General features: G+C 65.7%; 16 protein-coding genes and 2 pseudogenes. 8 read left to right on the forward strand and 10 right to left on the reverse strand.

Annotated elements, in window-relative coordinates:
* Positions 1–17: 17 nt before the first annotated feature.
* The 3 genes from NFC73_RS09960 to NFC73_RS09970 all read left to right on the forward strand — a co-directional run bounded on the left by NFC73_RS09960 (position 18) and on the right by NFC73_RS09970 (position 1,990).
* Positions 18–518, forward strand: coding sequence for a DUF456 domain-containing protein (locus NFC73_RS09960; RefSeq protein ID WP_254749767.1), 501 nt, complete (start codon positions 18–20; stop codon positions 516–518).
* A 35-nt stretch (positions 519–553) separates the two neighbouring features.
* Positions 554–1,519: a hypothetical protein gene (locus NFC73_RS09965; RefSeq protein ID WP_254749769.1), complete on the forward strand. Its 966-nt coding sequence runs from the start codon at positions 554–556 to the stop codon at positions 1,517–1,519.
* A gap of 93 nt (positions 1,520–1,612) precedes the next feature.
* Complete coding sequence (locus NFC73_RS09970; RefSeq protein ID WP_254749771.1) at positions 1,613–1,990, forward strand: nuclear transport factor 2 family protein; 378 nt, start codon at positions 1,613–1,615, stop codon at positions 1,988–1,990.
* Here the strand turns inward: NFC73_RS09970 and NFC73_RS09975 are convergent.
* A complete protein-coding gene (locus tag NFC73_RS09975; RefSeq protein WP_254749773.1) occupies positions 1,987–2,640 on the reverse strand; it encodes a LysE family translocator in 654 nt (217 codons plus the stop codon). The two genes, NFC73_RS09970 and NFC73_RS09975, sit on opposite strands and share 4 nt — an antisense overlap.
* Positions 2,641–2,745: 105 nt before the next feature.
* Here NFC73_RS09975 and NFC73_RS09980 point away from each other — a divergent pair, with 105 nt between their 5' ends.
* Entirely contained in the window at positions 2,746–3,201 is a 456-nt protein-coding gene (locus NFC73_RS09980; RefSeq protein WP_083510350.1) for an Lrp/AsnC family transcriptional regulator, read from the forward strand.
* Positions 3,202–3,243: 42 nt separating this feature from the next.
* On the opposite strand, the gene NFC73_RS09985 is transcribed toward NFC73_RS09980, so the two are convergent.
* The 3 genes from NFC73_RS09985 to NFC73_RS09995 all read right to left on the reverse strand — a co-directional run bounded on the left by NFC73_RS09985 (position 3,244) and on the right by NFC73_RS09995 (position 5,945).
* Positions 3,244–3,756 (reverse strand): hypothetical protein, encoded by a 513-nt coding sequence (locus NFC73_RS09985; protein WP_308292670.1) that lies wholly within the window; start codon positions 3,754–3,756, stop codon positions 3,244–3,246.
* Between the two features lie 137 nt (positions 3,757–3,893).
* Complete coding sequence (locus NFC73_RS09990; protein WP_254749774.1) at positions 3,894–5,378, reverse strand: WXG100 family type VII secretion target; 1,485 nt, start codon at positions 5,376–5,378, stop codon at positions 3,894–3,896.
* A 108-nt stretch (positions 5,379–5,486) separates the two neighbouring features.
* The gene (locus tag NFC73_RS09995; RefSeq protein ID WP_254749775.1) at positions 5,487–5,945 is read right to left on the reverse strand and encodes an Lrp/AsnC family transcriptional regulator; all 459 of its coding nucleotides are present in this window, start codon (positions 5,943–5,945) and stop codon (positions 5,487–5,489) included.
* A 326-nt stretch (positions 5,946–6,271) separates the two neighbouring features.
* On the opposite strand from NFC73_RS09995, the gene gluQRS reads away from it, so the two are divergent.
* Both gluQRS and NFC73_RS10005 read left to right on the forward strand, forming a co-directional pair.
* Positions 6,272–7,192 (forward strand): tRNA glutamyl-Q(34) synthetase GluQRS, encoded by a 921-nt coding sequence (gene gluQRS / locus NFC73_RS10000; protein ID WP_254749776.1) that lies wholly within the window; start codon positions 6,272–6,274, stop codon positions 7,190–7,192.
* Positions 7,193–7,225: 33 nt separating this feature from the next.
* Positions 7,226–7,930 (forward strand): phosphohydrolase, encoded by a 705-nt coding sequence (locus NFC73_RS10005; RefSeq protein WP_254749778.1) that lies wholly within the window; start codon positions 7,226–7,228, stop codon positions 7,928–7,930.
* Here NFC73_RS10005 and NFC73_RS10010 read toward each other — a convergent pair.
* The 3 genes from NFC73_RS10010 to NFC73_RS10020 all read right to left on the reverse strand — a co-directional run bounded on the left by NFC73_RS10010 (position 7,911) and on the right by NFC73_RS10020 (position 12,369).
* The gene (locus NFC73_RS10010; RefSeq protein ID WP_254749780.1) at positions 7,911–9,167 is read right to left on the reverse strand and encodes a low temperature requirement protein A; all 1,257 of its coding nucleotides are present in this window, start codon (positions 9,165–9,167) and stop codon (positions 7,911–7,913) included. The two genes, NFC73_RS10005 and NFC73_RS10010, sit on opposite strands and share 20 nt — an antisense overlap.
* Positions 9,168–9,505: 338 nt before the next feature.
* Entirely contained in the window at positions 9,506–10,876 is a 1,371-nt protein-coding gene (locus tag NFC73_RS10015; protein WP_254749782.1) for an HNH endonuclease signature motif containing protein, read from the reverse strand.
* A gap of 176 nt (positions 10,877–11,052) precedes the next feature.
* Positions 11,053–12,369 carry an ATP-binding protein gene (locus NFC73_RS10020; RefSeq protein WP_254749784.1) on the reverse strand — a complete coding sequence of 439 codons (1,317 nt, stop codon included), beginning with the start codon at positions 12,367–12,369 and terminating at the stop codon, positions 11,053–11,055.
* A gap of 471 nt (positions 12,370–12,840) precedes the next feature.
* Between NFC73_RS10020 and NFC73_RS10025 the strand changes: the two genes are divergently transcribed.
* Together NFC73_RS10025 and NFC73_RS10030 are read left to right on the forward strand one after the other, a co-directional pair.
* Positions 12,841–15,615: a PAS domain S-box protein gene (locus NFC73_RS10025; RefSeq protein ID WP_254749786.1), complete on the forward strand. Its 2,775-nt coding sequence runs from the start codon at positions 12,841–12,843 to the stop codon at positions 15,613–15,615.
* A gap of 138 nt (positions 15,616–15,753) precedes the next feature.
* A pseudogene (locus tag NFC73_RS10030) lies at positions 15,754–15,879 on the forward strand (Hpt domain-containing protein); the annotation flags it as partial.
* Positions 15,880–16,081: 202 nt separating this feature from the next.
* Here the strand turns inward: NFC73_RS10030 and NFC73_RS10035 are convergent.
* From NFC73_RS10035 to NFC73_RS10045, 3 genes and pseudogenes are all read right to left on the reverse strand, one after another.
* Complete coding sequence (locus NFC73_RS10035) at positions 16,082–16,330, reverse strand: SCO4226 family nickel-binding protein (protein ID WP_254749889.1); 249 nt, start codon at positions 16,328–16,330, stop codon at positions 16,082–16,084.
* A gap of 111 nt (positions 16,331–16,441) precedes the next feature.
* Positions 16,442–16,716: pseudogene (locus tag NFC73_RS10040) on the reverse strand (lactate/malate family dehydrogenase); the annotation flags it as partial.
* A gap of 114 nt (positions 16,717–16,830) precedes the next feature.
* Entirely contained in the window at positions 16,831–18,381 is a 1,551-nt protein-coding gene (locus NFC73_RS10045; RefSeq protein WP_372494623.1) for an amino acid permease, read from the reverse strand.
* Between the last annotated feature and the right edge of the window lie 14 nt (positions 18,382–18,395).

Genomic DNA, 18,395 nt, shown 5'->3' on the forward strand with positions numbered 1-18,395 from the left:
GCCCTAAACTGGGGCCCATGAACTCCGAAACCGTGGTGAGCGTCCTGTGCGGCCTGGCGATCCTGGTGGGCGTGGCGGGCACCATCATCCCCATCCTGCCCGGCAGCTTCCTGATCGGGCTCAGCCTGGTGGCGTGGGCCATCTGGGGCGGCGCCGGGACCACTGGCTGGGTGGTATTCGCGGTGGGAATGGTGTTTGTGCTGGCCGGGATGGCAGCCAGCGCCGTGCTGACCGGACGGAAGCTCAGGCAGCACAGCATCCCCAGCCGCAGTGTGGTGATCGGCCTTGCGGCGGGCGTTGCCTGCATGTTCGTCATCCCGGTGGTGGGGCTTTTTGTGGGCTTCGCCGCTGGCCTGCTGCTCAGCGAATTCGCCCGTACGCGGAACTTCGGCACGGCAACGTCCACCAGTTGGGCCGCCCTGAAGGCCACCGGCCTGGGCATGCTGGTGGAGTTCGGGCTGGCGTGCCTGGCGGCCAGCACCTGGGTGATCGGGCTCTGGGTTGCGGCCGCCACCTAGGCGTTCACCTTCAGTCCGCCACGTAGCATGGAGAGATGACTGCGGGGGATGCCAGAGGACCGATTTACCGGGATACCCGTGACCTGACGCCGTTCGGGAACGTCCACCTGCAGACCCCCGTCCGGGAGCTCGCCGGCAGCGTGGGCGGGCTGATCCACGGTGTGCTGGGCGGCCGGGACGCCGCGCTGATCGCCGTGGACGGCGAGGTCCCCAGGCTCAAGCGGATGCCGGGCAAGGCGCCCAAAGCAGTCCACGATGCCATCTTCACCAGCAGGGAACCTGAGCGGCTCATCGCCGTGGGCCGCATGTATCCGGGCTGGGCGGGGCTCTGCTCCGTTATGGCCGGGCTCCTGGCCTACCAGCACGGCGGCTACCTGCGTGCGTCCGAACTCCTCCAGCGCGGCCTGTCCATCAGGAACGACGACGACGCCAACCAGTATGCGGCCACCTACCTCACGCGCGTGGTCACCCGCGTGGAGGTCGCCGAACGCATCGAAGTCCCCGTGCTGTTCAGCCAGGAATCGGTCTTCCTGGCCCTGTCGCACTCCCTGCGGGAGACAGGCCAGCTGGAAGCCGCGCTGCAGACGGTGGCCGGGCTGCCGCCGTCGTTGCCTTCAGCCTTGGCCCGCTGCGCGCTGGCGTTCGCGCTGGGACGCGACAAGGAGGTGGTGATCTGGACCGAGGGGCTGCTGAACTCCGATGACCTCTCGGCGGCCCTGCTGCTGCTCCGCGGGCGCGCGCTGCGGCGGCTCGGCGCCCACGCACAAGCGCACGACGCCCTGAAAGAGGTGCTCCGCCGTCGGAAAACAGACGTGGTGCTCCGCAACGACGCCATCACCGACCGTGCCCTGTTGGTGCTCGACAACGGCCGCAAATCCCTCAACCCGCGGGACTGGCTCCGCGGCCGGCCGGCGGAGCTGGAAACGTTCGAAGTCATCCGCAAGGACATTGATGAGCGCCGGCTGTGGGAGCAGGAGTGGGAAAACCTGGACGGGAAATAGGCTTCGGGTGCGGGCGGCCTTAGGGACTTGCCTGGTGGCATTGCCTGGTGGGCTTGCCTTGTGGACCGGGCCGCCCCGGAGTACAACGGAGGCATGAGCGACGCAGTCCGGTCCTGGATGGAAAAGTACATCGCGGCGTGGACCTCCAACAACCCGGAGGACATCCGAGCACTGTTCACCGAGGAAGCCGTCTACGCCACCCGGCCGCACGATGCCGACGCATGGCGGGGCCGCGAGCAGATCGTGGACCGCTGGCTGGAGGCGCGGGACGACCCAGGGACCTGGACCTTCGACTGGACGCTGTTGGGCGCGGATAGCGGGCTGGGGACCGACGGCGGGCTGGCCTTTGTGCAGGGGTTCACGGACTACCTTGGTGATCGTCCCAGCTACGACAACCTGTGGGTCATCCGCCTCGAACCGGACGGCCGGGCGTCGGAGTTCACGGAATGGTTTATGGAGCGCAGGGCCTAGGTTTGCTGCGTGAGCCCTGCAACCAGAGGAACCAGCTGCTCTGAGAGGAGCACCACGCCGAGGGCAACCATGATGATGCCGCTGGCCAGGGTGACTGTCCGCGCGGCGCCGGGCCGGGACTGCAGGAGTTTGCGGGCCAGCAGCGCCACGCAGGTGTAGACGGTTCCAGCAAGCAGGACAAACGTCAGGCCCAGCAGGCCGGACTGGACGGGGACCGGGAGGGAGGCCTCCGGGCTGACGAACTGCGGCACCAGCGCCACATAGAACAGCAGCCCCTTGGGGTTGATGCCGCTGGTTCCCATGCCCTGAAGGAAGGTGCGGAGCTGGTTGGCGGGCTTCCCGACGGCGTCTGCCGCACTGAAGGAGGCCCCGCGCCACGAGCGGAGGGTGCTGATGCCCAGCCACAGCAGGTAGCCCGCGCCGGCCACGGTGAGCCAGCCCAGGACGCCCGGCAGGCCGGACAGCAGGGCCGCGAGGCCGGCCACCATCAGCAGTGTGTGCAGGAGGTAGCCGCCGCAGAGTCCGGCCACGGCCGGGACGAAGCTGCGCTGCCGCAGACCGGCCGTGATGGAGTAGGCCCAGTCCACGCCGGGGGTGCAGGCGAGGGCGACTGCCACCAGCACAAAGGCGAAAAACAACTGGGGATTCATGGCGGGCTCCTGTCCGATGAGGTACAGGACAAACCTTATGAACTTTCCGGCCATAAGTGCTTACCCTTTTCGCTCACTTTGAGTCCGAATTGGTAAGATATTTGCGTGATTGACCATATCGACAGAAACATTTTGCGCCACCTCAAGGAAGATGGCCGGATGACCGCCACTGCGCTGGCCGCGAAGGTCGGGCTCACGGTGGCGCCATGCCACCGGAGGCTCCGGGATCTGGAGACGTCGGGCGTGATCCGCGGTTACAAGGCGGACATCGATCCGGCCGCCGTCGGGCTAGGTTTCGAGGCCATTGTCTTTGTGACGTTGCGCCAGGTGGACCGCTCCACCATGGAGATCTTCGAGAACCGGGTGGCGGACAATCCCAACATTGTGGAGGCCCAGCGGCTGTTCGGCTCGCCGGACTATCTGCTGAAGGTCATCGCCGAGGACCTGCCCGGCTACCAGCGCTTCTACGACGCCGAGCTCACGTCACTGCCCGGGGTTGAGCGGCTGACGTCCACGCTGGTGATGAAGAACATCAAGTCCAATGCGGGCCCGCCGCTCTAGCGCACGGGCGTTTGTTCTGCGTTGCGTCCGCCCTGCGTTGCCTCAGTCTGTGGGGCGGACGTGGACGATGATCACCTGGGTGTCCTTGCCGCCGTCGTACCGGAGGTCGTAGTTCACGTCCAGACCCGTGGAGGTGCCGGAGGTGATGGAGAACTCGGTCTTTCGGTCCGGGTCCCGCTGGGCACCGGCGATCCAGCGTTCGGCGGAGTCGGCGTCGATCCCGTACCGCGCCACGCCGTCCCGGATGAGCTCAAAATACTCATGGGGGGATCCTGCGGTGAGGAAGTAGGTGACCTCGCTGAAGTCCGGCCGCTTGTCCGTGGTGTTCAAGCGGATGCGGTCCGTTTCCCCAGTGATCTCGCCGCTCGGAGCAACGATGGTGAGCTTGATCTTGCCCGAGTCCCTGGTGTTGATCTCGGGTCCATAGCTGTCTTCCGTGACCCGGACAGCAGCCTTCTCCAGTCTTCCCGAACTCATGTCCAGCCGGGCGGTCTTGGATTCGCGGATCCGGTCCACGCCGGCAGCGTCGAGGGTGGAAAATTCCGAGGTGCTCATGGTGCTCCCTTGAGAGGTCGGTGCGTTCGTGGTGCCACTGATCTGGCAGCCCGTCAGGGCGAGGCAGGCGGAAAGGGCGAGGAATACGACGGCGGGGAGCCGGCTCTGGCGCCGAGGTGCGGTTCGGCATGTGGCCTTCACTGGTGGACCTCCGCGCCGAAGCCATCCACAAAGCGGTCCATGATGCCGGGGATGTTGTTGGTGGGGCGGTGCTGCTCCACGCGGTCGTTGAAGTCCGAGCCGATGATCTGCTCCGCCCGTCCCGGATCCGTCGCCAGGAGGTCCTGGTAGGCGGGGAGGGTGTCCTGCCGAATGAGCTCCCACCGCTGGTCCGCGTTGGAGATGTTCCCATCCGGGAAGCCGGTGGTGAAGTCGGTGCGGAACTGGGTGGGGTTGTCCCAGTTGGTGAAGGGCATGTTTTCCGGGCCGGGGCTCTCCACGCTGAAGGTGTAGGGAAAGACTTCCGGGTAGCTCTTTGCGCCCGGGATGGACGGCTCGCCGGCCAGCGTGACCATGTACGTTACGGCCTCTCCGCCAGGGTGGTTCCGCATGTCGTCGTAGTCGTCCGCGATGATCTCGTTCTGCTCGCGGTACAGGAGGGCGGTGTTGCCTTCCTGGATCAGGTCCGGGTCGCCGGAATCGATCTTCGCCCATTCCTCGGCGGTACCCGTATCGATGGCACCCGAGTCGCGCAGCCTATTGATCTCCTCGATTCCGCCGTTCATGTAGGCCTCATGTTGGCGGGCTTGGTCCAGGAAGATCTCCTTGTTCATATCCAGCATGCTGGTCTCGTAGTAACGGATCTCCTGGTCGGTCATGCCTGCGAGCTGTTCGATCTGATCCAGGATGGGGAGCGGGATGTCCGAGGCCGGATTTTCCGCGATCTGCTGGGCGAGGTCCCGCAGCATGGCCATGTCCTTGAAGCCGCCCGCGAAGGACGGGCCGATCATGTTGGCCATACCGGCCCACTGCAGGTCCGGGTTGGAGAGGTAGGCCTGGCCGTAGAAGTCGTAGACCTTCTTGATGGTCTCCCAGTTGTGTTCGGTGCCTTTGGAGGTGTCCCAGCTGGCGGGGTCGATGCCCATGTCCAGCATGGCTTGGTTGTTCCAGTAGTCGCTGAGGAAATCCGCGTATTCCTCAGAGCTTTTGTCGATCAGCCCGGTGTCGGCTGCAGCATCCATGGCGGCTTTGGCGCCGTCAGGGTTGTCCAGGGCCCATTGCTTGAATTCGTTGCTGCCGAGGTAGTCCTGGCGTTCTTCGGGGGTCATGCCGTTCAGCCGGTCCGTCAGGTCCTGGGCAGCGCCGTTCCCGGAACCGCTGCCACCACTCCCGGAGCCGCTGCCCGAGCCGGCCCCGTTGCTGGCCATCTCCTGCTCGTCGGCGTTGGCGAGCACCGTCTTGGAGGCCGATTCCAGCCCGGCCGTCGCGGACTTCAGCAGCTTCAAGTGCGATGACGTCCAGTCGCTGCGGAAGCGCTCGCCGTCGTGCCCTTTCCAGGCGCCGGTGCCGATGACACTGCTGAGCTGCTGGCCGAGCAGGCTCAACCTGGTGGCGCCGCCTGCCAGGTCCTTGGCGAGCTGCCGCAACTGGGCAACGTCGCCGCCGTAAAAGTTTCCCGCCATGTTTCCCCCTGAGTGGATTCCCGTGCCAGCCTAGCTGTGATGCGTCCGCGAGGGCGATGGGGAGAGCTCCCCGTGCGGGGTTGAGTGCGGCCCTGAGAGAGACGGAACTCAGCCCTGCAACAGCCCGGTGGTCCGGTACGGGATGACTTCGCGCAGGAACATGCTGGTGGAGGTGCGGACGATTCCCGGGCAGAGCCGGATTTCCTCGGACACGCGGTAGAGATCGTCCGGGCTGGTGGCCACAACCCGGATCAGCAGATCGGTGTCGCCCGCAGGGGCGTGGCATTCGAGGACCTCGGGGATCTTGCGGAGCGCCGCGATGGCTTCGTTGAGGTGGCTCTGGTCCAGTTCGGCGCTGACGGCCGCCGCCACGCCCCGGCCCAGGGCGGAGGGGAGGACCCGGCTGCTGTTGGGGCGGAGGGCGCCCGACGCCGACATCCGCTCCAGGCGCGACTGGACGGTCCCGCGCGCCAGGCCCAGCCGCTGGGCCAGCACCATGATGGGGACGCGCGGGTCCTCGTCCAGAGCATTGAGGATGCGCTTGTCCGTGGTGTCCAATTGCTGCAATCTGATCAGTTCCTGTCGGAGCTTGTGGTCCCTATTGGTCAGACTGACCAAGGAAATCCTTGCTGGTTGTGCCAACTGTATGGCGTCTGCTCAAATTGTGGCAACAAGGGTTGAGGCTACCGCCGAATCCCGCAGGCTACAGGAACCCCGGCACACCACCCGGCAACTGGACACCGCCTCCCGCAAGGAGGACGCCGCTGATTGACACTTGTTCACACCACGGTCATTCTGCACACACGGCAAGAGCCCCTGAGCCACCGACGTCGGATCCCCGAAGTCATCGGTAGCTGAGGGGCTCTTGTGCTGCCCCGGGCTAGGGTTGATCCATGACCCCTGCCGGCCGCTTTGCCCCCAGCCCCTCCGGCGAACTCCATGTAGGAAACCTCCGCACCGCAATGCTCGCCTGGCTGTTCGCCCGGTCCACGGGGCGCGACTTCCTGCTGCGCGTCGAGGACCTTGACCGGGCGCGGGCCGGCGCAGAGGCGGAGCAACTCCGCGACCTGGAGGCCGTGGGCCTGACGTGGGACGGCGCCGTCGTGCGCCAGACGGACCGAGGCGCCGTCTACGCCGAAGCAATCGGGCGGCTGGCTGCCGCAGGCCTCACCTACGAATGCTTCTGCACGCGCCGCGAAATCCAGGAGGCGCCGTCCGCGCCGCACGCGCCGCAGGGCGCCTATCCGGGCACCTGCCGGAACCTCGATCCTGCTGAACTGGAGTTCAAACGCTCCACCCGGCCTGCGGCCATCCGGCTCCGCGCCGAGGTAGCGGAGTACACCGTGCGGGATGTGCTGCACGGCGATTTCACCGGCGTCGTGGACGATTTTGTCCTGCGCCGCAACGACGGCGTGACCGCCTACAACCTGGCCGTTGTGGTGGACGACGCCGCACAGGGCGTCGACCAGGTGGTGCGGGGCGACGACCTGCTGCCGTCCACGCCGAGGCAGGCATATCTTGCGGGGCTGTTGAATATTCCTGTTCCGGAATATGCGCATGTGCCGCTGGTGGTGAATTCCGACGGCGCCCGGCTGGCCAAGCGCGACGGCGCCGTGACGCTGACCGATCTCGCCCGTACCGGTGTTTCCGCCGCTGACGTGCGGAACCTCATCCTGCAGTCCCTGGGGCTGCCGGCCGGGACGCTCGAAAACGCGCTCGCGGAGTTTCGCCCGGCGGACCTCCCGCGTGAACCGTGGGTCTGGACCGGCCCCTCAGCAGCGCGCGAACGGACACTTGCGGCCCCGCCGGCGTGAGGCCACTTGCTGCCCTACGCGTAGGCTGGAGCTATGTCGGCACCCGAATTCACTGAAGCACAAATCCCTCAACCGCGATTCACTGTCGAGACCGCTAAGGTCCTGGCCGAGGTGGCCCACAACCGGCAGAAGGACAAGCTCAAGCGGCCCTACCGTGACCACGTGATTGCGGTGGGTGATGCGCTGGCAGATTTCGACGACGATATCCGGATTGCCGGTTACCTTCATGACATTGCCGAGGACACTCCCATCACGCGGCAGGCGCTGCTGGACATGGGCGTTTCCGAGCGGGCAGCAGACATCATCGAGCGGGTGACCAACAGGCTGCACGATAACCCCGATGACTACCAGGCCGGGATGCATTTCATTGCCGAGGACCACGACGCGGCACTCGTAAAGATCGCCGACAATGCCCACAACTCCCTGCCCGAACGCGTCAGGGCTCTGGCCGCGAAGTGGCCGGACAAGCCGCCCGTCACCAAGTACCGCGATGCCCGTCCGGTGCTTTATGCCGCCGTCGACGTTGAGGAAGTCCGCAAGATCCTTGCGCGGGTTAATCCCTGGCTGCTGAAGGAGTTGGACGACAGGCTCGACGACGAAGACGACACGGATTACGAGAACCTGACGTACGACGACGCTCCGGCCGCGGAGCCGGCCCCGGCTGTTGAGTCTGTCCCGGCGGTCGAGCCCGTCGAGACCTTCGAGAAGGCGGACGCCACTACGGGCGAGGAGAAGTAGCCTCTGCTTCAAGCTTCGCTAACGCAGCGTGGACCCGCTCCGTGCCGCGCTTCTCATCAATGACAATCGACACGCCCAGCGCCAGCACAATCACCAGCAGGCAGATCGGCACCGAGACCCCGGCGGTGGCAAGTCCCACGCTGCCCGCCAGCGCGGCCACGACGCCCGCCGCCACGGCAATGACGGTCCGGTCCACGCAGATCATGATGCTGAAGAGCCAGGTCAGGGAGACTTTGAACAGCGCCACGGGGACCGCGATGCTGGCCACGGCCACGGCGGCGCTGATGTGGGCCTCATGGTCGACATAGTAGGCCGCCACGTGCAATCCGGCGCCGGTTGCGGCGATGGCAGCGAAGATGGGCATGTGCGCGTAGCCGAAGAAGAACGAGCGGTGGCGCTGGAAATGTAGGGCCGGGCCGGCGGGCAGGATGAAGTAGATCCACCACATGCTGAACGCGAGGGCCGTTCCGCCGAATCCCACGAGACCCGCATCGACGCTCCAGCCATGGTTGGCCACAATGGCACGTAGGGTTTCGATCGCCCCGATCAGGCATTCGCCCAGGGCGATGATGGCGAGTAGCCCGTAGCGCTCGGCTATGTGGTGCGCGTGCCACGGGGTCCGCATGCTGCGCTCCGCGGCGTAGGGTGTGGCCATTTCCAGGATGAACAGGGGCGCAGCCACGAGGAACGTGGTCAGGATGTCCGCCTCAATAATGAGCACCGCGATCCAGCCGAGCTGCACCACGCCAAGGTACGTGGCGTACCGCTGGCAGGTCCGCCGGCGTGCCGGATCTTGCCTTGCCGCGCGCAGCCACTGGAAGACCAGGGCGAGGCGCATGATCACATAGCCGCCCACCATCACGGCGTTGTCCACGTGGTCGCCCTCCACAAGCGAGTGGAACATCGGCTCAAGGCCCATGGCCAGGATCAGCACCCCGAGGAGCTGGACCATGGTGACCACGCGGAACACCCAGTCGTCGGTGTCGTAGGCGCTGGCGAACCACGTGAAGTTGATCCACGCCCAGATCACGGCGAACATCGCGAAGGAGAATCCGAGCAGCCCGGCGCCGAAGTGGGCTTCAGCAATCTGGTGGGCGAACTGGCTGCCGGCCACACCGAAGGCAATAACAAAGGTCAGGTCGAAAAAGAGTTCCAGCGGCGTGGCCGCCCGGTGCTTCTCATGCGGATCCCGGCCGCCCATGCGGGCCATGGCATGCCGGAGGGGGTTTGCTGACATGGGTCAAAGATTACCGCCAGGGCCGTGGCTGGCTCCAGAGCGCAGATGGCTCCGAGACAAAGGTTTCGGCGGTGCTGCATGAGGCGTCAGCGTGCCGCTCGACTGGACCGGCTGCGCTGACAACCAGAGAAAAGTCAGCTACTGACAGCGGAGGCCCCGGTTCTTCGGGGCTGTCCGCAGCTGGGCCCAAGCTGGCGAGCGATCTGCTGCGAGAAGACTCTCGGGCAGAGTAGTTGAAGGCAGAGTATTGGAAGGCAGAGTATTAGAAGGCAGTGTGCTTTCGGGCCGGGTGTCGTCAGACAGCGGACAGTCAGGATCTTGATAACTCAACACCCGTCTCACTGAAGTGGCCAGTGGGGTGGTTCCCAGTCGGGGTGTTCGCTTTGGTAGTGCCGTCCGGTCGGTGAGGTCCAGCCGGGTGGTTCGTTGAGGGTGGCCGCTTTGGGTGTCCAGCCGCTGGTGTGTCTTAGTCTGTGGTGTTTGTGGCATGGCTGGCCGAGATTGCTGATTCCGGTGGTGCCGCCGTGGGCCCAGGCGAGGATATGGTCTGCTTCGTTGTCGAGGGAGTGGTTGCTGCAGCCGGGGAAAGGACATTTGCCGTCGCGGAGCCGGAGCCATTGGCGCTGGGCTTTGGTGAGCCGGTAGCTGGTGCGCCCGATCTCGAGCGGTGCGCCGTCGCGGGGGTCGATCAGGACGCGGTGGAAGGACTCGGCGCCGTCGGCGACGAGACGGCGGGCCATGGACGGCGGGATCGGCCCGTACCCGTCGAGCATGGCGGGCTCATCCGTGACACCCAGCAGCGAGAGGACCGGGACCGTGATCAACACCTGCGCCCGCGGCGACGGAACACCAGCATCCACTCTGCCGCCGTCGGTATCTGCCTGGTCCCCGGTGCCGCCGAGGAGCCACGTAGCGACGGTGTCGGCCCGGAGCTGGCTGAGATTCCGGTCCTCGGCCGGGCCTTGGAGGGCACGTGCCGCCGACGTGGCCCGGTTCCAGATCCCGGCCGCCTGGTCGGCCGGGAGGTAGGCGGAGAGCCAGGCCATGCCGTCGCGGTCCGGGGCGTACTCCACCCGCCGGTCGGCTGCGCTCCTGGTGTGGCGTTTTTCGATGCTGACCGGGTGGTGGCGTTCCCGCCAGGTCCGGGCCTTGTGCCGGAACCTGCCGGGGATGAGCCCACCGGCGAAGCCACGTGCCGGATTCACTGCGTGGGGGTCCAGGAAATGTGCCTCCAACGCCGCAGCGGCCGGACGGTCGAGGTTCAGGGTTTCGTCGACCATGATCCGGGCGTGCTGCCACGAGATCGTCCCGGCCTGCAACGCGGACAACGTCAAAGGCAGGGCAGTGGTCAGGGCGTGCGCCTCGGCGAGCAGGCCGCCGGCGGCGCGTTCGCTGACCGTCAGGGCACAGGCGACCTCGGCGACGACGGCCATTTCCTGCCCGGTGTTGTCCTCGGGCGACGTTGCAGGGCCGGCCAGAGCCCCGGCGGTGTCGGCATATACGGCAGCCAGCCAGGCCTTCAGGGCGGCACTTTTAGCGTCCAGCCGTGAGATCTCGGCCAGCCCGTCCAGGAAACCATCCGCCACCCGACGCATCGGATCAGCCTCCCCGGAACAGCCGGAACCGGTCCCGTCCCGGAGCGCAGAAGCAAGCTCAGCGAAGGACACCGAAAGGGCCTCCGCCGTCGCCACAGCCGCTCTGCTATCCATACCCACATCATCCCGCGAGGGCCCGACAATGACCGCGAGGATGAATGCCTATGTGCATAACTCAGCGGGCCAGAGGAGCAAACCCGCTAGGACTCGACCTCAAGAGGCGCAGGGGCAGTGCAGAGCCGTACGCGCGCAGGGCCTGAACTGCCCGTTCGCGCCCTGGGCCGGAGGTTTTAGACCCGCCCCAGCGCGTCGATGTCCTCCAGGAACAGCTCGTGGACGTCCTGGCTCACGGTGGTCCGGGTATCGCCAATCGCGTCGAGGTAGTCCTCCGTGCAGGGCCCCTTCCGGACCGCCTCGCGAACTGAAGAATTGCCTCCGGAAGCCGCGCCGCCGTCGTCGTACACTGCCTTTTCCAGCGCACGCTGGGAGGCGCTGCGGGCGGCGTACTCAATGTCCGCGGGGGAGAATCCTTCGGTCCGTTCCACCAGGAGCTCCACGTCCACGTCGTCCACCACGGTGGCGGGGATGAAGCGCTGCCACATGGCTTCGCGGGCCTGGCGGTCCGGCAAGCCGATGGGGATGACGTAGTCGAACCGGCCGTGGCGCAGGAACGCCGAATCCAGTGCGCGGATGAAGTTGGTGGCGCAGACCAGCAGGCGGCCGGGCTGTTCGCGGAACGCCGGGATGATCTTCAGGAGCTCGTTGGTGACCCCCTGCAAGGGGGACGGCGGTTCACCCGAACGCTGGGAGGCGATCTCCTCCACCTCGTCGATGAACACCACGCAGTGCTCCAGCTCCGCGATCTCGAGGAATGTTTCGCGCAGGGCGCCGGCGAGGCCCTTGGGGTCGGAGGCCAGCCGGGACGGGAAAACCTCCACGAACGGCCACTCGAGCCGGGACGCGATGGCCTTCGCAAACGTGGTTTTGCCGGTCCCGGGAGGACCGAACAGCACCACGGCGCGCGGCGGCACCACGCCGTATTCATCGGCGAGGTCGGCCTCCGCGAGAGGCAGGACTAGCCGACGCTCCAGGAGTTCCTTTTCCTTGCGCATGCCGGCCACGTTCTCCCACAGGTCGCGGGCGAGGATCCGGCCGCCCAACTGGCCCAGTGCCCCCAGCTCCTGCCGCTGGACGGGGATGGTCCGCTCGAAATAGCGCAGGTTCTTCTTGAGCGCGAAGCCGCGGCTGAGGAACGCCTCCACCCGGGTTTCCGCTTCCGGCATCAGCGCGGAGAGTTTGTTGAGGCCATGCGGGGCCATGCGGTTTTCGACGGCGGCAAGCAGCGACGTGCCGATCCCGCGCCCGCGGTATTCAGGGAGTGTAGCCAGGAAGACGATCCAGCCCTGGTCATGCGCGGCGCGGCCGACGGCGGCGCCCACCACCTGATCGCCCTGCACCGCCACCACTGCGTGGTCCTTCTCGCAGGATGCCAGCACTTCGGAAAGGGCATAAACGGGCTCCACATCAGAGGCCTTGAGCGACTCCCAGAGGTGCAGGATCCCGTCCAGGTCTGCGGAATGAAAATCCCTGATGCGCCAGTTGGTCATGCCGTGTCTCCCGGGTGGTTCGTCATTGAACGGGTCAGTGAGCTTCGTCGTTGAACTGCAAAAAGCGCTGTGACGCGCTCTGCTGAGCATAGGCGATCAGCCCGCGGCGAAGGGTTGCGGGAGCGTTGCATTACGCCATGACAAGGCCCGGGATCTACGCTTTGGTCTTGTCCTGGCCCTTGGCCTTGGTGAATGGCGATATCGGCGTCGTGGGCGGCTTGGAGGGCTTCCTTGGAGATTCCGGTCATATTGTGGCGAACGTCCATGCATTCCGGCAAGAAACTGATGCCTGGCGGAAGGTTTCCTGACGCGCAAGGCGACGCGAGCCAGGGCAACGGCCCGCGGGAGCGATCAGCTTCTCCGGCCTATAGGGCCTCACAGGGGCTGCCGGATAAGCTGTGCGTGGGTAGGCTCATCCGGCCGCCCGGATGCGCGGCGGCGACGGCCGCGAACCTTTTGGTGGGGGCTGAAATGGAACAGGCAGTCATGGGCAACGATCCAGGAACAGATTTTTACCAGGAGATGGTCGAAGCGGCTCCGGACGCGTTGCTGAGGGTCAGCGCTGAGGGTTCCATCGTCTTCGCCAACAACCAGGCGGAAGAGCTCTTCGGTTACCGGCGGGATGAGTTGCTGGGCAGGCACGTCGGGATGCTGCTGCCCGAGTGGTTCGAGGCCCAGGTTGCCAGAACGCGTGATGATACCGCGTCCGGGCAGAGGATTCTCCCGATCGGTACCGGCCTTGGCCTGTCTGGCCGGCACTGCGACGGGACCGGGTTCCCTGTTGAAATCACCGCTGCTGCACTCGGGGACCGTCCGCGCGCGGACATCGTTGCCTCCGTCCGGGACGTAAGCGAAAGCCGCCGTACGGACAGCGAGTTGCGCGATGCCCTTTCTCTGCTCGCCGCCACCTTGGAATCTACCGCCGACGGCATCCTGGTGGTGACTGCCGACGGGAAGATTGCCGGTTCCAACGAGCGGTTCGCGGCATTGTGGGGCATCCCTCCGGAGCTGCTGGATTCAGGGGACGACGCGAAATTGATCGGCTTCGTCTTGGACCAGCTGTCCGATCCGGGCAGTTTCATGCGCAAGGTCCAGGAGCTGTACGCCGATCCGGATGCGGAGAGCCTGGATATGCTGGAGTTCCATGATGGCCGGACCTTTGAACGCTACTCCCGGCCCCAACGGGTGGGCGATGACATTGTGGGCAGGGTCTGGAGTTTCCGGGATGTCACGGAGCGCCGGCGTGCAGAGGACCAAGCCCGTGAAGCGATCGCACAGCAGGAAAGTCTAGGCGCGATCGTCAGTTCCTCGGCCGACGCGATCATCGGCCTCACCCCGGATGGTGTGATCACCAGCTGGAACCGGGGCGCCGAACGGCTGTACGGGTACGGCGCGGACGAGGTGACAGGCAGGGGCATCCAGTTCCTGATCCCGGAGCATCTTCGCCGGATTGAGGATGCCTTGCTCGCTGATGTCCGGGAGCGCGGGGTTGCGCGGAGTTTTGAAGCGGAGCGCGTCCGCAAGGATGGGACGACGGTCCCCGTTTCCGTGACCATCTCACCCATCCGGGCCGAAGGCGGCGGTGTACGCGGAATGGCGAAGATCGTCCGCGACATTACCGGACAGCGGCGGGCAGCGGCAGAGCTTCTGGCCGCGCGGGAGGCAGCGCTCGAATCGAGCCGGTTGAAGTCCGAATTCCTGGCGACAATGAGCCATGAGATCCGGACACCGATGAACGGAGTTATCGGCCTGACCTCTTTGTTGCTGGAAACGCCGCTGGATGAGACGCAACGCCGGTACGCAGAAGGGGTCAGGGGGGCGGGCGCAGTGCTGCTGGCCCTGATTAATGACATCCTGGATCTGTCCAAGCTGGAGGCGGGCAAGGTTGATTTGGACATCGCCGCCTTTGATCCCCGGGTTCTGGTGGAGGAAGTGGCAGGCTTGCTGAGCGAGTCAGCCCGCGTCAAAGGTCTGGAGCTCATCGCCTTCTGCCGCCCGGACGTGCCGGCCCTGCTGTCCGGAGACGCCGGACGCATCCGGCAGGTCCTGCTCAATCTTGCCTCCAACGCCGTGAAGTTCACTCCGGCCGGGGAGGTGTCCGTTCGCGTGCAGCCGGTTCATCAGCATCCCCGCCGGCCTGCGTTGCGGTTTGAAGTCCGGGACACCGGGATCGGCATTGAGCCAGAACATCATCGGCGCCTGTTCGAGTCCTTTTCCCAAGCCGATTCCTCCACCACGCGCCGGTACGGCGGGACCGGGTTGGGGCTGGCGATCTCGCGGCGACTGACTGAGGTGATGGGCGGTGAAATCGGGCTGACCAGCGCTCCAGGGGAGGGCAGCACATTCTGGTTTGTGCTCCCGTTGCAGCCCGCGACGGCTTCCGTGGGCAGCGAGGAAGCGGCGGTCCGCTCCCCCGATCTGCTGACCGGAGTCAGGGTCCTGATTGTGGATGACAACGCTACCAACAGGCTGGTGCTGGAAACCCAGCTCAGGGCGTGGAACATGGACCCGGATACCATCGGGGATGCGCGTGCAGCCCTGGACCGCTGCCGTCAGGCCGTCACCGCCGGACGGCCCTTCGAAATCGTCGTACTGGATATGTGTATGCCGGAGATGGACGGGCTGGACCTGGCACGGGCCATCCGTGCCGACCGGGTTCTGGCTCCCGCCTCGCTGATCATGCTGACGTCATCGCCACAGCTGGATCCGGCGGAGCTGGCAGCTGCGGGTGTCCGTGAATGGCTGATGAAACCGGTGCGAAGCTCTGAACTTTACGACCGTCTTCTGCGGCTGAGGGGAGGGGCGCAGGCGGCCGAAGACCTTGCGGCCCGTCGTATGCCCGAGACGCAAAGCCAGCCTCGGAAGGGGCGCATCCTGGTGGTGGAGGACAACGAGGTGAACCAGCTTGTTGCCCGGGAAATGGTGAAGAGACTGGGCTACCTCGTCGACGTTGTGTCCGACGGCGCTGAAGCCGTTTCGGCTGTTGCGGCAGCTTCTTACGCGGCCGTACTTATGGACTGCCATATGCCGGTGGTGGACGGATTTGAGGCCACCAGGACCATCCGCAAGGGCGAGGGGACGGGACATCTTCCCATCATTGCCATGACCGCGAGCGCCCTGGACGAGGACCGTGAGAAGTGCCTCGCTGCCGGCATGGACGACTACCTCACTAAACCGGTGGACCCCTCAGCCCTGGAGGCTGCCCTCGAGCGCTGGGTTCCGCCGGCGCCGGGTGGAACGGCGTAACCGCCGGTCCTGGCACCGTCGCTGCTGGATGTTCTGCGTCGGATGGGACCCGCGGGACGGCCAGAGTCTTTTGCACGCAGCCTCCCGTGACGAAGTTCCCATCAGCCTCGTTGCGCTGCGCACTGCCTTCAGCAGCGGCAACGGGGTGCCATACAGCGGGCAGCCCATAGGCTCAAGGGAACCGCGGCCAACCTGGGCGCCGACGAGGCTGAGCTGGACCGGGTGGAAAGGGAGTTGGACCAGGCACCCTTCCCGCAGGCTTGAGAGTTCCGCCGACGAATCGGCACGTGCTTCCGAACGGTTGAAGGGCTGCAGACCTGTCCCCGCCTGTCTTCAGGGCAAGGCTCACACGACCCGCACATCGCCGCCCACAGCGTGAGGGTGCCCGATCAACCGGCAGCGGCCTGCTCGCCGGAGAGTTGCGTTACGCCAATGTATGCACCCGGCGTCGAACGCCGCTACCCGGTCAGACCTTGATCGGGACCGGATGGACTTCGTCCGCGGGATGCCCTGTACGCTCATGGATGCGCCGCACAGCGTCCGCGGAGGGAGCCTCGGAGAGGCAGTAAACCAGGCCTGACTCCGGATCGGCCCAGGCAGATTTAAAGTCGACGCCTTCGTCGCCTTGAATGGCGAGGTCGGCGTCGTGGGCCGCCTGGAGGGCTGCTTGGGTGATTCCGGTCATATTGCGATGAACATCCATGAACTCCGGCATGAATCTGAGGCTCCTTACCCCGCTGTGCCCCAAGATGCTGGGCAGGGGCAGCGCCACGCCGGAGGTTCCGTAAGCACCGTCCAGCACGGTGGAACGGGAAGCACAGCGTTCTCGTGTCTGGCCGGGAGCCTGCTTGGCCCCGGCAGTATTAACAACGACGTCGGCGCCTTCCGTCACGGCGATGTCGCCGCCGGTGACGGTGGCGGCCGCGGCAGCGAACTGGGTGCCGTGGGCGAGATCCAGGACCTCGGCCTCGCCTTGCGGGCGTTGACGTCGAACAGGGCAATGCGCCTGGCAAAGCCCCGAATCAGGGCGACGTAGGCCAGCGAGGTGCCCACGCGTCCGGCCCCACAATCGCAAGTTTGGTTGCTGGCATGAGCTACCACTTTCCCGGTCCAGAAGCGGCCTCACACCAGCGCGAACTGACAGCTGAGGCCCCGGAATCCGGGGCCTCAACTGTCCGTTCGCGCTTTGGGTGGTGATGGGCTGGAAGGGCGCGGTTAGCTGTTGTCGCGCGCGCCCGGACCCGGACGGTTGGCCACCAGCGGGTACGGGCCGGTGAAACCGTCACGCACCGCTGCCAACTCCAGGACGCGCTCCTTGCAGAGGCGCCAGCCCAGCATGAGGGCCGGGATAACGATTAGCAGGGAAGCGATGGTCCAGGTGCCCACTGGGGAGTCGAACGCCATGAGCACCAGCACCGCGGCGAGGAATGCGAGTGTGACCCAACCGGTGACAGGGGAGCCGGGCATCCGGAAGGCGGGGCGCAGCAGTTCGCCGCGCTTGGAGAGCTTGACCAGCTGCATCTGGCACAGGACGATCATGGCCCACGTGCTGATGATGCCGAGGGAAGCGATGTTGAGGACAATCTCGAACGCCTCGGCCGGAACGATCGCGTTGAGCACCACACCCAGGCCAGCCACCACGGCGGTCAGGGCGATGCCGCCGTAAGGGACGCCGGCCTTGTTCATAAGTCCGGCGAACTTGGGGGCGGAGCCGGTGACCGCCATGGACCGCATGATGCGGCCCGTGGAATACAGCCCGGCATTCAGCGAGGACAGGGCCGCCGTGAGCACCACCAGGTTCATGATGGCATCCACACCCTCAACCCCGATGGAACCGAAGAACGTCACAAACGGGCTTTCACCTGCCTTGTACGAGGTGTAAGGGAGCAGCAGCGAGAGCAGGACCAGGGAACCGACGTAGAAGACAGCGATGCGGACGATAACCGTGTTGATGGCCTTGGGCATGATCTTTTCGGGGTTTTCCGTTTCCCCGGCGGCCGTGCCGATCAGCTCAATCGAGGCGTAGGCGAACACCACGCCCTGCATCACTACGATGGCGGGCAGCAGGCCGTTGGGAAAGAGGCCGCCGTTGTCTGCGATCAGCGTGAAGCCGACCTCCTGGCCTGCCACTGGCGTGCCGAAGATGACGAAGTAGATGCCAACGATCAGGAAGGCCACGAGGGCCACCACCTTGATCAGCGCGAACCAGAACTCCAGCTCGCCGAACACCTTGACCGAGATCAGGTTCAGGCCGAGCACCAGGAGGAGCGCCAGAAGGGCCCAGATCCACTGCTCAACGCCCGCGATGGGCGCCCAGTACTTCTTGAAGAAGTTCATGTAAAGCGCGACGGCGGTGATGTCCACGATCGCTGTCATCGCCCAGTTCAGCCAGTACAGCCAGCCGGTGACGAATGCGGCTTTCTCACCGAAAAATTCCCGGGCATAAGAAACGAACGAACCCGAAGACGGCCGGTGCATGACCAGTTCCCCCAGCGCGCGCAGGATCATGAACGCGAAGAAGCCGCAGACGGCGTAGCTGAGGATCAGGGCAGGGCCAGCTGTGGCGAGGCGGCCGCCGGCGCCCATAAACAGGCCGGTGCCGATAGCGCCGCCAATAGCGATCATCTGCACCTGGCGGGGCTTGAGGCCTTTGTGGTAGCCCTCGTCCTCCTGGTGCAAAGCGGCTTCGGAGGCGTGGGCGTGCGCTGGAATCGTGTGGTCGGAGATGGCCGCTTTTTGCTGGGTGGCCACGGGGGGTTGTGTCACGGGGAGTCCTTTGT

The organism is Pseudarthrobacter humi (genome assembly GCF_024294965.1).
In the GTDB taxonomy this organism is placed as follows: domain Bacteria; phylum Actinomycetota; class Actinomycetes; order Actinomycetales; family Micrococcaceae; genus Arthrobacter; species Arthrobacter humi.

Excerpts from the sequence above, each read along its gene's own strand:
- NFC73_RS10015 (WP_254749782.1), bottom strand. The coding sequence starts at position 10,876 with ATGGATAGCAGAGCGGCTGTGGCGACGGCGGAGGCCCTTTCGGTGTCC.
- NFC73_RS10010 (WP_254749780.1), bottom strand. The coding sequence starts at position 9,167 with ATGTCAGCAAACCCCCTCCGGCATGCCATGGCCCGCATGGGCGGCCGG.
- NFC73_RS09965 (WP_254749769.1), top strand. The coding sequence starts at position 554 with ATGACTGCGGGGGATGCCAGAGGACCGATTTACCGGGATACCCGTGAC.
- gluQRS (WP_254749776.1), top strand. The coding sequence starts at position 6,272 with ATGACCCCTGCCGGCCGCTTTGCCCCCAGCCCCTCCGGCGAACTCCAT.
- NFC73_RS09970 (WP_254749771.1), top strand. The coding sequence starts at position 1,613 with ATGAGCGACGCAGTCCGGTCCTGGATGGAAAAGTACATCGCGGCGTGG.
- NFC73_RS09985 (WP_308292670.1), bottom strand. The coding sequence starts at position 3,756 with ATGAGCACCTCGGAATTTTCCACCCTCGACGCTGCCGGCGTGGACCGG.
- NFC73_RS09975 (WP_254749773.1), bottom strand. The coding sequence starts at position 2,640 with ATGAATCCCCAGTTGTTTTTCGCCTTTGTGCTGGTGGCAGTCGCCCTC.
- NFC73_RS09960 (WP_254749767.1), top strand. The coding sequence starts at position 18 with ATGAACTCCGAAACCGTGGTGAGCGTCCTGTGCGGCCTGGCGATCCTG.
- NFC73_RS10035 (WP_254749889.1), bottom strand. The coding sequence starts at position 16,330 with ATGCCGGAGTTCATGGATGTTCATCGCAATATGACCGGAATCACCCAA.
- NFC73_RS10005 (WP_254749778.1), top strand. The coding sequence starts at position 7,226 with ATGTCGGCACCCGAATTCACTGAAGCACAAATCCCTCAACCGCGATTC.
- NFC73_RS10020 (WP_254749784.1), bottom strand. The coding sequence starts at position 12,369 with ATGACCAACTGGCGCATCAGGGATTTTCATTCCGCAGACCTGGACGGG.
- NFC73_RS10025 (WP_254749786.1), top strand. The coding sequence starts at position 12,841 with ATGGAACAGGCAGTCATGGGCAACGATCCAGGAACAGATTTTTACCAG.
- NFC73_RS09990 (WP_254749774.1), bottom strand. The coding sequence starts at position 5,378 with ATGGCGGGAAACTTTTACGGCGGCGACGTTGCCCAGTTGCGGCAGCTC.